Genomic DNA, 11830 nt, shown 5'->3' with positions numbered 1-11830 from the left:
ACGTGGCAACGGGGTCAAGCGAATCGGGCCGCACCGGAGCGCCGCGCTCGTCGAACACGGGGCCGGGTCAGCCGCCGCGTCCCCACGAGTGCGCCGGGGCGAGCCGCGCCTCGAACCAGCAGAACGTCTCGCGCACCCGGAACGCGCCGCCGTCGCCGTGCTGCTCGGCGAACCGCGAGAGCGCCGCGGGCTCGACGGTCCGCGGGTCGAACCGGTCGTGGGTCGTCGCCTGCCACCACCTCAGCAGCGCGTCGAGCGTCGGATACACGTGAGTTCCATGCTGCTCCTCCAGGCGGAGCAGCTGCAGCCCGGCGCCCTCGACGTGGTGCGCGAGCGCCGCGGCCTCCTCGAAGGCGAAGTCCCGCAGGATCCGCTCCCCCGAAGGGTCGGCGAGCCGCGAGAGCTCCCCGACGAGCGCAGGGAGCGACGAGACGCACTGGACGAGGATGCGCCCCGCGGGGCGGAGCAGGTCGCGCATGAGGCGGAGGACCGCTCGCTTGTCGCGGATCCAGTGGAACACGAAGTTCGAGAAGACGAGATCGAAGGGGCGGTTCCGGGCGACCTCGCCGAGGGTCTCGGCCGCCGCCACCTGGAACTCCAGGTTGGGCGCCCCTGCGGTGCGCCGGGCGAGCTCGATCCGCGCCTCGTCCGGATCGATCCCCAGGACGCGCCCGTCGGGGCCCACGAGCTCGGCGAGCTGCCGCGTGAGGCCGCCGGTGCCGCAGCCGAGGTCGAGCACGAGCTCGCCCGGCCTCACGCCGGCGAACGCGATGAGGCGCTGGCCGCGCCCCCTCTGCCAGAGGCTCGCGTTCCGGTAGGCCTGCGCGGGGCTCGACGCGGCCACGGCGGGCCCCCTCACGCCGGCGTCCCTGTCGAGGTTCCGAGGAAGGTCACGTCTCATCTCGCACCCCCGTCATCGAAGCGCACGGCGATGAGGTAGCCAGAGCCCCGGACCACGTTCGCGGAGTGCGGGACGCCCGGCGGGATCCAGATGCTCGTGCTCTCGGTGACGTGGTGGACGCGGGAACCGAGCTCGATGCGGTACTCGAGGCCCGTGGGATCAGGGAGGATCACGTTGATCTCCGGGCCGTCGTGGGTGTGCAGCGCCGTGTAGTCCCGGCGCGCCGCCTCGGCGCTGTCCACCCGGTGGATCGCCAGGTGAACCGGGAACCCCGCGGCGAACGACCTGCGGATGCACTCGACGTCCTCATGAAACGCGACAGAGGACAGCGGGCTCGGCACGTTGGCGCGGAGGAGCGCCCCGTCGATCGGCTCTTCGACAGAGAGGTACCTCGTGAGGAGATTCATTGTCGTCATCGGTATCGGCGCAGACATCATGACGCTCCGCTCCGTGTGATGGCGCGGCGGTGCCGCGCGCCCCTGGACGGGTGTTGCGAGCCATCGAGTCATCGAGTCATCGAGCCATCGAGTCATCGAGTGACTTTGCAACGCGCATGCCGCCAGGCGCGCCCTCGCCAGCGTGACGTTGATCGGGGCAGCGCAAGCGTATCGATGCGGCAAATCCGGCCGAACTGGGCGAGCCGCGGCGCGCGCCAGGCCAACGGGTCGACCTCTCCGCCCGGCGAGCCGCCGTGACATGTCACACCCCCGACCGCGACAGCGGCGTGACATGTCACGGCCGGGGGCGTGACATGTCACACCCGACGTCACGCTCTCACCGTGACATCGCGCGCTGCCTGGAACGGTCTGCGCCTCGGCGACGGCTCCCCTGCGGCGTGTACCGCCCCCCCGTCGTCAGTCGGTGATCGTCTCGTATTGCAGCATCGTCCCGCACGCCGCGGCGAAGTACCCGAGGAGCAACATCATGTCCACGCCCGGCCCGAACGCCGTCATATTCGCCGAGGAGAAGAACGCGAACAGGATGTCTCCCGCGGCCATGAGCGCGCAGCCCGCGAGCAGCGATCCCCAGATGGCCCACACCTTGCCGCCACGGAAGGCCCGGGTGATCCGCAGCATCACCAGCGCGGGGACGAGCGCGATCAGATCGAGGATGGGATAGGCGATGTTGATGAGCCGCTCGCCGAGCGGCACCGGCGCGCGCGCGATCGGGGCGAGCACGGGATAACCGACGATCGCCATCGCCGCCGCCGCGCCCGCGGCGATGCCGAGGTGTTCGCGCGCGCTGCCGACGGGGAAGCCGGCGGCGCGGTACACGAAGACGAAGCGCACCGACGCGGCGATCAACAGCGCATATCCGAGGAGGAACGCGGCGTCCGCGATCGACGGCAGCGGCGTGGGCGCGCGCGCGACGAGCGGGTAGTACACGAGCCCGACCTGGCCCAGGGTGAAGAGCGCGAGCCAGGCGCCGACGAGGAACCACGGGCCGCGCGCCGGGTTGTCGCGCTCGAGGCGCGCGGCGCTGCGCAGGCCGAACACGGCGGCGACCGCGAGGCACGCGAGCCGCACGAGCGGACCCACGGTATCGACGACCGGCGTCGGGAGGAGCCGCTCCGAGAGCGCCGCGGCCTGCGGCAGGAGGCGCGGGACGTACACCGCGCACACGATCGTCACCACCACCGGCGCCACGCGGCGAACGGGGACTCGCGTCATGGAGCTCCTCCCGGCGCGCCGATGGCGGCGCGCGCATCGTCGAGGATCCGCTGCGCCTTGTCCCGCCCGACGAACACGCCGAGCCCCGGCGCGACCGCGGCGAGCAGGCGCTCCACGTCGGCCGGGGACAGGCGCCCGTGCTTGAACCCCAGCTTGTCCGCCTGGCTGCGCACGGCCGCGCGCGCCATGTTCTCGCCGAGGTACGGCGCGAGCACGTGCACGAGCTTCTTGATGACCTCGTCCGCCGGAAGCATCGCCTCGCTCAGCGGCGACGCGCCATGGCAGCCGGGTGCTCGCCTTGGCGGACGACGTGGAGGTTCATGGGGGGCAGTCGCACGGTAGATCGCGTCGCGCGAGAGGGTCAACGAGCCAGAAGATGCGCCCGCGGGCCGCCCGACATGCTCCGTGACGATCGCCGAGAGCTCATCGAGCAGCCCACTCGCGCGCCGGCGCCCGAGAGCCGCGGCGCTCGCGCCGCAGGGTGAACGCGATACCCTCCTTCAGGGTTCGAGGCGTCACGAGGTCGCCGAGGCGCGTCCAGGGAGCCGACCAGCGGCATCGCGATGACCTGATCCGTCACCGGCCTGAGCGGGTCGATAGCTCATGACGGCGATCAGCCATCGGTACAGCTTCACTTTTCCAGGCGGAAGCCGGATGGCGCAACGCGCCTTTCATCACCTGGGGTGAGCGGCGAATCACCCTTGACTTATTAAAAACTCTTTACTTTCCCTTCCCCCACGCCTCATCCAAAGACGGCGACGATCGTTTCGCAGCAAATTTACACCCGCTTCTCCGCTCGAAAACCTCGTGCTACGCAAATGCTACCGGCGGTTGGCCGATGCTCCATCTGGCGTCTGGCTCAGCGGCCGCGCGGAAGCATGCGCCCGGCACCCAGCGGTCCGGCATCAGCGGTAACGAGGAGCACCATGCGAATCAACGATCAGGCAGGTCCGTCCACCGTGTCATTGGGCAAGATCTCGCAACGCACATTCGGATTACTCTCGTGCATTACCGCCTTGGTGCTGGGAGCCTGTAGCGGCGACGATCCCGACGCCGGGGGCACCGGTGGAGCAGGCGGCGGCGACGTGCCCACCTCCACCTCGACTTCCTCGTTGACCGGCACCGGCACCAGCACCGGTCCCGGCGCAAGCACCAGCGGCGCCGGCGCCGGCGTCCCCTCCACCTCCACCGCGACGACGGGCTCCTCCTCGTCCACCGGAGATCCCGCCGGCGGCACCGGCGGATCGAGCGGAACGGGCGACACGCACCCGAAGGATCATTGCGTGGACGGTTACGATCCCCATCCCACCGACGCGACGATGAAGGACGGTTCGGCGGAGTTCACGAAGAACGGTCAGATCGATCTCACGGTTCAGCCGGAGGTCATCTCCTGGATGGAGGAGAACGAATGGCAAGCCGCCCACTTCGAGTGGCATAGCATCCGGCGCTGCACCGGCGGCATGGGCATGAGCAGAGTCAATATCTGCAAGTCTGCGGTCCCGGTCCCGTCGGACCAGGAGTGCAAGAGCACGGGCGACGGCTTCCAGTTCCTCGCCATGCACCGGCACATGATCCAGTCGCTGAAGCAGCTCTGGCCGAAGCACTCGGAGCAGTTCGAGGGCTTCAAGAAGTTCCCCACGACGGCGGAGGAGGTGCCTCAGCAGTGGAGATCGGACTTCAGGCCCTGGAGCGCCACGACGCTCGCCAACGCGAAGATCGGCGACGAGATCGACAAGCCGGAGAACCTGAGCCGCTTCCCGGACGAGGGCGCGCTCGGCATGTGGCTCCAGTGCTTCGCCGGCCAGGCCATCCCGGGCACCAACCAGCAGGCCAGCGGCCTGCACGGCGATCTCCACTTCAAGTGGGTGCGCTCCCAGAACACCGACCACGGCCTCGGCAACCAGTTCACGAACATCGACAACTACATGTTCTGGAAGCTGCACGGCTGGATCGACAACGTCTGGGAGAAGTACCGTGTCGCCAAGGGCATGTCGCCCACCGATCAGAAGCTGAAGGACGCGGTCGCTGCCCAGTGTTACGAGATGGACGCGATCGCTCAGGTCATCAACCCCGACCTGACGCCGGATCCGGATCCCGGAAATCCCCTGCCCGAGGAGTCCGGCGTCTTCCACGAGACCATCCGTCCGATCTTCGAGAGCGCGATCCACAAGTGCAGCGGCTGCCACGCTGCGCCGTCGACCGGTCCCCAAGCCGGTCTGTCGCTCGGCGGCGACATCAGCTCGGCGGACATCGTCGCGGGCCTCGTCAACAAGACGGCCAGGGGCGGTGGGCAGTTCAAGCTCGTGGTCCCGGGGAACCCGGACCAGAGCTGGCTCTACCTCAAGGTCGCAGGGACGGCCGGGAACGCCGGATGCAGGCCTTCCGCAGGCGGCACCTGCCAGACGGGCGTCATGCCGCAGGCCGCGGACGGCAAGCCGAGCCTGACGAGCGCCGAGCTTTCGGCCCTCCGCAGCTGGATCCAGAGCGGCGCGCCCGCGCCGACGAAGAAGTAGGCTCGCCCCGCTCCGCCCTCCCCGCGGCCCGCTGCATGAGCGGCCCCTGGGGGGCAGTCCCCCGCCAACACGCGCCTCTCCATCGCCATCGATGAACGCCGCCGGCTCGACGCCGCCCCACACGGCGCACGAGCCGGCTGGCGATCCAACGCGCCCTCGAGCGGGCCCGTGGGGCTCTCGCTCTCGGTCACGCCGATGACCATGCGGGCGGTCGGCTCGCATCTTACGGCTTGGTTACCTCGAAGGAAGCGACCTTCACCGATCCGCCCAGCGACTGCGTGGCGTAGTTGAAGATGCCGAACCGGTAGCCGAGGAAGTACTGCCAGTTCTTGTTCATGCTGAGCGTGTTGCCCAGGTTGGTGAATCGGGTGCCGTCCGTGCTGTAGGAGAAGCGCGCCTGCGCGCCGCCGCCATCCGAGCGGACGTTGGCCTCCACGCGCAGCCAGATCTTGCCGCCGGACACGTCCGCGCCAGCCGCCTCGGTGCCCTTGCCCGTCGTGGCCCAGGAGGTGTTCATGTTGACGCCGTTGGTCATCACGACGCGCGCTCCCCCGCTGGCCTTCTTGACCCCGATCCACGCCGATACGTCGCGCAGGGCGGCCAGGCCGGCGACGTCGCCGTTCTGCATCTTGCTGTAGTCGAGCTCGATCGTCCCGATCGAGACGGGTCCTTCGACACGGCGCGTCAGCGTGTTTCGAGCGGCGTACAGATCGTCGGTCACCGTGGCCGTCTGCAGCGTCAGCCCGGCCCCTGAGGACCACTTGGTGCTGTCGGGGTTGTGGTTCCACTCCCACTCTGGACGCAGGGTCGCCTCCGCGAAGGTGTCCTTGGTCACAGGAGGCTTCACTCGATTCGATCCGCAAGGCAGGTCCGGGAAGGGGTACGTACCTCCCCACTTGCCGTCCACCAGCGTGAGCGAGGGCCAGCCGTCGTTCCAGGTCATCGGGGCCATCACCGGGATGCGGCCGGCCGGGTACGAGTCGTTGAACCCGAGGTAGTACCAGTCGCCGTTCTGCGTCTGGACGATGCCGCCCTGGTGCGGGGAGCCGCCGGAGCCCGGAGCGCCGGCGTAGGGCACCCTCACCGCGAAGGGCCGCATCTCGTAGGGACCAAAGGGCCCCTTCGTCGAGCGCAGCACATACTCACCGTTCGCGTATTGCGTGGTGAAGATGTAGTAGACTCCGTCCTTCTTGATGAAGCGGGAGCCCTCCAGCGGTCCGGAGAGGTCGCCCGGCGTCTGGAACACCGTCTGACTCTTGACCTGGCTGAAGCCGTCCGCGCTCAGCTGCGCCACGCTGATCGTGTTGTTGCCGGAGGCCACGTACATGGTGTCGTCGTCGTCGATCAACAACCCCATGTCGTAGTAACAGCCACCCTTGTGCTTTTCCCACGGACCTTCCGGGGACTTGGATGTGAAGACCCAGCCGCCGCCCTTGTTGTGCATGCAGCCCATCCAGTAGAAGGTCTTGTTGCTCTTCCGGTACTGGAGCGTCGACGCCCAGATGCCGTTGACATAGGATCGACCCCCGCTCAGGTCGTACGACGGGTCGACGTCCAGCAGGGGAACGGAGTGTGAAACGTACTCCCAGTGGACCAGATCGTAGGAGCGGAGCAGGGGCGCTCCCGGCGCATGGTGGAACGTGGACGCCGTGTAGTAGTAGGTGTCGTCGACGCGAATGACCTCGAGGTCGGGGAGGTCCTGCCAGATGAGAGGATTGGAGTAGGTCTCGGGGCAGACAGCCGGGGCGCCGCCGCCGTCGCCGCCGTCGCCGTCGCCGCCGCTGCCGCCGGTACCGGGGTCACCGCCTCCGGTCGCGTCCGAGCCTCCGCTGGCGCTCGTCGAACCGACGCTCGTCGTCTGGCCATTGCTCCCGCCCGAGCCGCTGCTGCTCGAAACGCCCATCCCGGGGCCGGTCGTCGCGCCCGTGGTGCCGCCGCCGCCGCTGCCGCCATCGCCCACCTGCGACTCCCCGCTACACCCTGCAAGGAGAGCGAGAAGACAGACAGCAGACGCCGTACCGCCTGCGCGTCGGTTGAGAGAGCGGGTGCTGGGAGGTTGGGAAGAGAAGTGCATGGTCATGGCCCGATGAAGAGGTGTCAGCGTGAGCGCGCGGCGCGCGGCTTTCAGAAAAATGAAAAATGAACGCGTCCAGGCGACGCTTCTCCTTGGCCGGGACGACCCGCCGTGGTCGCGCGACGGCCGCCCTGAAGCATCGCCACAAGTTTTTCGGGGGAACTCACAGGGAGGTGAGAAGACGGGGAATCAACTCCCACCAATCTCCCCGTCTCCCCGGCTCCCTGTTCAATTTTCCGCCAAGAATGCCGATCCCAGGAGGGGCCTGGTCAGGTCACCGCCCTGCCCGAGCGCACCTGAGTCAATTGTGAACGTTCACATCGAGCCAGTCAACCCAAATTGACACGCGCGTCGCCGTCGATGGCGGCTCAGGATCGCGGCCGGGGGATCCCGAGCCGCTGCCGCCGCTCCCACAGCGCCTTGCGGCTGATGCCGAGCCGGCGGGCGATCTCGGTCTCCGTCAGCTCGTGCTGGTGCTCGAGGACGAAGCGGCGGAAATAGCCCTCGAGGGAGTCGGACGGGGGCTCTCCCTCGTGCGCGTCCGCGGCAGGCGCGGGCGGAGTCGGTTGAGGGGGCGCGTCGAGCCCGAGCAGATCCAGCCCGATCTCGCTCGCGTCGGCGAGGACCATCGCGCGGTGAACGGCGTTCTCCAGCTCCCGGATGTTGCCAGGCCAGGGGGCCGCCGCGATGGCGGCGCGCGCCTCCGGCGTCAGCGTCAGCGGCGCGCGGCCCATCGCCCACGCGCGCCGCCTCAGCAGCGACTCCGCGAGGCGCACCGCATCGCCCGGCCGCTCGCGCAGCGGCGGGAGGCGGATCTCGAGGACCCGCAGCCGGAAGTAGAGGTCGCTCATGAACGATCCGTCGCGCACCATCGCCACGAGATCTCGGCGCGTCGCCGCGATGAGGCGCACATCGACGCGCCGGGCGCGGGTCGCGCCCACGCGCCGCACCTCGCCCGTCTGGAGGAAGCGGAGGAGCCGCGCCTGGACCTTCGGCGGCAGCTCGCCGATCTCGTCGAGCAGCAGCGTCCCGCCCTCCGCGGCCTCGCAGAGCCCGGCGCGCGCCGAGATCGCGCCGGGGACGGCGCCGCGCTCGTATCCGAAGAGCTCCCCCTCGATCTGCCCCTCGGGGATGGCCGCGCAGTGGACCGGAACGAACGCCATCTGCCGGCGCGGGCTCAGCCGGTGCACGGCGCGGGCGAGCGTCTCCTTGCCCGTGCCGCTCTCGCCGAGGACGAGCAGCGTCGCCTCGCTCGGCGCGACCTTGCGCACCCGCGCGAACACCTCCCGCATGGCCGCAGAGCCGCCGACCATGCCCTCGAGCTCGTCGTCTTCCGATGTGGGCGGCGCGGGCGGCGCGGACGACGCGGGCACCGAGTCGCGCGGCGCGGCGTCGGACGGCGTGCCCCGCGCAGGCCGCGCGCCGGGCAGATGGTGGTCGACGAGGGCGACCAGCTCGGCGTGATCGAACGGCTTCGACAGGTAATCCGCGGCGCCGCGCTTCACGGCGTCCACGGCCGCCTTCACCGTGGCGTAGCTCGTCATGAGCACGACCGGCGCGCCGCCGCACTGCCCGACGAGCGCGGTGCCCGGCGCCCCGGGCAGGCGCACGTCGGCCAGCACCAGATCGAACGTGCGCAGATCGTGATCCGCCGAGGCATCCTCGACCGACCCCGCCTCGATGACGTCGTGACCATGACGAGCGAGCAGCCGCCGGAGCTCCGTCCGGATGACGACCTCGTCCTCGACCAGAAGGATCCGGCTCACGGCGCCACCTCGATCCAGCGCCTCGCCCCGATCGCGGCCGCCGCCACGAGCACGGGCGCGCCATCCGTCGCGCTGGCCTCCGTGTCGTCTCCTCCGCGCATGGGACAAGGCTACTCAGGACCGTTGCGGCTGAATACGCGAGGACGCATAGCGCAACGCGTCAACATTGGCGGCTCAGTTGTCCAGGTTACCGGTCATGGCGCCTACGAGGACCGAGGCGCTTTCTCCGCCGGGGGAGCGGGTGGCCTTCGCCGGGCGCGCGGGAGCTCGGAGCTCCGCGCGCCCGATCGGGCGCCCCCCACGCCCCCCAGAGCGGCCTCGGCTCTACTTGGGCTGGGGGACGAACAGCAAGAGGTCGACGACGTTCGCCAGCGCCTCCAGGCCGGTCGGGTTGAAGTGCAGCCCGTCATCCTGGAAGTCGAGGTCCGCCTTCAGCTTGGTAGAATCGCTGGGGTCGACGACGGCCGGCTCGAAATCGATGACCTTGTCGAACTTGTTGCTCGTGCGGATCCAGGTGTTGACCGTCTGGCGGGTGGCCTCGTGCGCGGCGGAGTAGTACCCGTTGCCACCGAACGGCGTGATGGGCGCCCCGTAAACGAGCATCCCTTTGTCGTGCGCCTTGGTGATGAACTCGCCATAGGCCGCGATCAGGTTGTCGGCGACGGGCGGCTGGCTGTCGTTGCCGATGTCGTTCACGCCGATGAACGTGATCAGCCATTTCGCGCCGCGCTGGTCCAGGACGTCGCGCTGGAAGCGGGCCTTGGCCGTCGGCCCGAGCCCGCCGGCGAGCACGGTGCCCCCGCCGATGCCCAGGTTCAGCACGGCGACCTGCTGGGTCCCCTGATTGGACCGCAGCCGGCGAGACAGGAAGTCCGGCCAGCGGGTGTTCCCGTCCGTGTCCGAGCCGCGGCCATCGGTGATCGAGTCACCCAGGATGACGACCGCCGCCGCCTCGGGAGCCGCGTCGACGTCGAGGCCCGTGATGTAGTACCAGTGAGCCGTGGACACAGGGGAGGTCAGGCTCGCCGCCGAGACCCCGTTGCCGGTCTGGATGTACGAGTTGGTCCGCGAGCCCGGGTGCCCGGTGATCCCGGCCGGCACGGCGCCGAACTTGATGGTCACCGCCATCTTGGTGTTGGGCTTGATGGCGTACTCGATCGGATCGGAGAAGACGGTCTTGCCCACCGCGATGGTCACCGAATCGGCGCCCGCGAACTTCAGGGCGTGATCGGTGGCCACGTTGATGCCGTCGGCGGTCGTCGACTCCGCGATGTGGACCGACTCCATGGTCACCGGCCCGTCGCCGAACTCGTTCGAGAGCAGCAGCCGCACGCCCTTGCCACCGATCGAGGTATAGATGACCTGGCGCAGCGTGTTGTTGGCCAGGCCCGGCTCGGGCGGGTTGTTGTTGGTCTCGGTCAGCTGCGGACCGGTCGTCCACGTCCCGACCCAGTGCGCCTCCGCCGCGCCGCCGGCGCCGCCGCCGCCGCCGTCACCGCCCCCGCCGCCCGTGGCCTCGCCGCCGCCGCCGGTGGCGCCAGCGCCGCCGCCGCCGGTGTCGCCGCCGCCACCGCCACCGCCGCCGCCGCCGCCGCCGCCAGAGGCATCACCCCCGCCGGAGCTCGCCGCCGCGCTGCTCGAGCTGGACGTCGAGCTGGACGTGCTGCTCGACGTCGTGGTGTCCGTGTCATCGCCGCAGCCGGCGACAGCCAAAAACAGAAGAGCACAAAGTATTCTTCGCATGGTCCTCGACGCTCGAAAGATTGCCGTGTTCGCGATCGTTCGAATTGCCCCTCGGCGCACCGCCCCCGATCAGCAGCTCCTTCAGCGCATTCGAACTTTCGAATTTCCTTGATTTCAGCCGAGAGCGCGCCGGTTCGCTCGTGCGCGCAGCGTCGCCTGGATCGAGCTCGGATCCATCGAAGAGCTCGTCTGGATGGCTGCGCTGCCCACCGTCGATGTCCGGAGGCGCGCGGGAGAGCGCGGGCCGATGCCATGCCCCTCACCCGCGCGGTCGACTGTGTCACATGAGGACTCAATATACTACTCGGTTCATCGCCGGGAGGACGCCCGGGTGGCGTCGTCCGGCCACGTGACGTTACGTTCGGTAACGCTTCGATGCGCGCGCGTTACGTTTGGTAACACCCGGCACGACGCGTCGTCTAGGCGCTTCGGCCCATGACCCGAGGCCGCCGTGGGTCTCGCGGGCGGCGCTCCGGCCAGCCAGGCGCCCGCCGCCGAGCAGGTCGCAAGAGCGCCGCGCCACGAGACCGGCTGCGATAGCATTCGCGCCGGCTGGGTCGACGGGTCAGCGGCGCTCCACGCACTCGCTCACCCGGGCAAGCACTGTTCCGTGATTGAACTCGTCGAACCTTCGGCGCTCGCAGATGCCCAGGTCGCTGCTGCACCGCGTGGCTACCCGAACGCCGCTACTGAGGTCGCTCACGTCGTAGCACGCCGCGACGTCCTGCGATGCGCACGAGTCGTGGCAGTCGAGTGGTAGGGATTCGCATCGCTCGCGGAGGCGCAGCTGGCACCCGTCGCTCGAAGAGAAGCATTCCTGAGACTGCCGGCCGCAGAACCAGGGAGGGTCGACGGGTCGCGCGACCGGTTCCCGACCGCACCGGAAGCGGAGCCGGAATACGATGCCGCGCTCCGTCCTCATGCCCATTCCCTCGTTGGAGGACAGCACGGTGTAGCCCTCCGGACAGGCCTCGCGGGCTCTCTCGTGCGCCTTGGCGATCGTGTCCTTCTCCGTGGCGAAGAAGATCCCTTTGGCCTCCACGACGAGGCCGGCGTCGGTCGACTCGATGACGTACGCGTATGTCTGCCCGTTCGACGCACAGCCGGCCATCGACATCGCCGCGACGACACGCATCCACATGCGTGCCAGCCTATCGACGCGC

At 69.4% G+C, this 11830-nt stretch carries 10 protein-coding genes; 1 reads left to right on the top strand and 9 read right to left on the bottom strand.

Annotated features, from left to right (window positions below):
• Window positions 1-67: 67 nt before the first annotated feature.
• The 5 genes from WMF14_RS15480 to WMF14_RS15460 all read right to left on the bottom strand — a co-directional run bounded on the left by WMF14_RS15480 (window position 68) and on the right by WMF14_RS15460 (window position 3835).
• Window positions 68-901: a class I SAM-dependent methyltransferase gene (locus WMF14_RS15480; RefSeq protein ID WP_272103712.1), complete on the bottom strand. Its 834-nt coding sequence runs from the start codon at window positions 899-901 to the stop codon at window positions 68-70.
• Complete coding sequence (locus WMF14_RS15475; protein WP_272103710.1) at window positions 898-1317, bottom strand: hypothetical protein; 420 nt, start codon at window positions 1315-1317, stop codon at window positions 898-900. Before WMF14_RS15475 ends, WMF14_RS15480 begins: the two co-directional genes overlap by 4 nt.
• Before the next feature lie 438 nt (window positions 1318-1755).
• Window positions 1756-2571 (bottom strand): hypothetical protein, encoded by an 816-nt coding sequence (locus tag WMF14_RS15470; RefSeq protein WP_437801757.1) that lies wholly within the window; start codon window positions 2569-2571, stop codon window positions 1756-1758.
• A complete protein-coding gene (locus WMF14_RS15465) occupies window positions 2568-2825 on the bottom strand; it encodes a hypothetical protein (protein ID WP_437801755.1) in 258 nt (85 codons plus the stop codon). The genes WMF14_RS15470 and WMF14_RS15465 overlap by 4 nt, the downstream gene beginning before the upstream one ends.
• A 686-nt stretch (window positions 2826-3511) precedes the next feature.
• On the bottom strand, window positions 3512-3835 hold the full coding sequence (locus WMF14_RS15460) for a hypothetical protein (protein ID WP_437801753.1): 324 nt from the start codon (window positions 3833-3835) through the stop codon (window positions 3512-3514).
• A gap of 19 nt (window positions 3836-3854) precedes the next feature.
• Between WMF14_RS15460 and WMF14_RS15455 the strand changes: the two genes are divergently transcribed.
• Window positions 3855-5084, top strand: a complete 1230-nt coding sequence (locus tag WMF14_RS15455) for a hypothetical protein (protein ID WP_272103704.1) — start codon at window positions 3855-3857, stop codon at window positions 5082-5084.
• A 223-nt stretch (window positions 5085-5307) separates the two neighbouring features.
• Here WMF14_RS15455 and WMF14_RS15450 read toward each other — a convergent pair whose 3' ends face one another.
• The 4 genes from WMF14_RS15450 to WMF14_RS15435 form a co-directional block, all read right to left on the bottom strand.
• A complete protein-coding gene (locus tag WMF14_RS15450) occupies window positions 5308-7044 on the bottom strand; it encodes a glycoside hydrolase family 43 protein (protein WP_437801751.1) in 1737 nt (578 codons plus the stop codon).
• A gap of 482 nt (window positions 7045-7526) precedes the next feature.
• On the bottom strand, window positions 7527-8924 hold the full coding sequence (locus tag WMF14_RS15445) for a sigma-54-dependent transcriptional regulator (protein ID WP_437801749.1): 1398 nt from the start codon (window positions 8922-8924) through the stop codon (window positions 7527-7529).
• A 324-nt stretch (window positions 8925-9248) separates the two neighbouring features.
• Window positions 9249-10667 carry an SGNH/GDSL hydrolase family protein gene (locus tag WMF14_RS15440; RefSeq protein ID WP_437801747.1) on the bottom strand — a complete coding sequence of 473 codons (1419 nt, stop codon included), beginning with the start codon at window positions 10665-10667 and terminating at the stop codon, window positions 9249-9251.
• A gap of 565 nt (window positions 10668-11232) precedes the next feature.
• Window positions 11233-11784 carry a hypothetical protein gene (locus WMF14_RS15435; protein WP_437801745.1) on the bottom strand — a complete coding sequence of 184 codons (552 nt, stop codon included), beginning with the start codon at window positions 11782-11784 and terminating at the stop codon, window positions 11233-11235.
• Window positions 11785-11830 lie beyond the last annotated feature (46 nt).

This window comes from Sorangium sp. So ce693 (assembly GCF_051521375.1).
Classification (GTDB): domain Bacteria; phylum Myxococcota_A; class Polyangia; order Polyangiales; family Polyangiaceae; genus Sorangium; species Sorangium atrum.
This window is presented reverse-complemented; position numbering and strand designations above follow the sequence as displayed.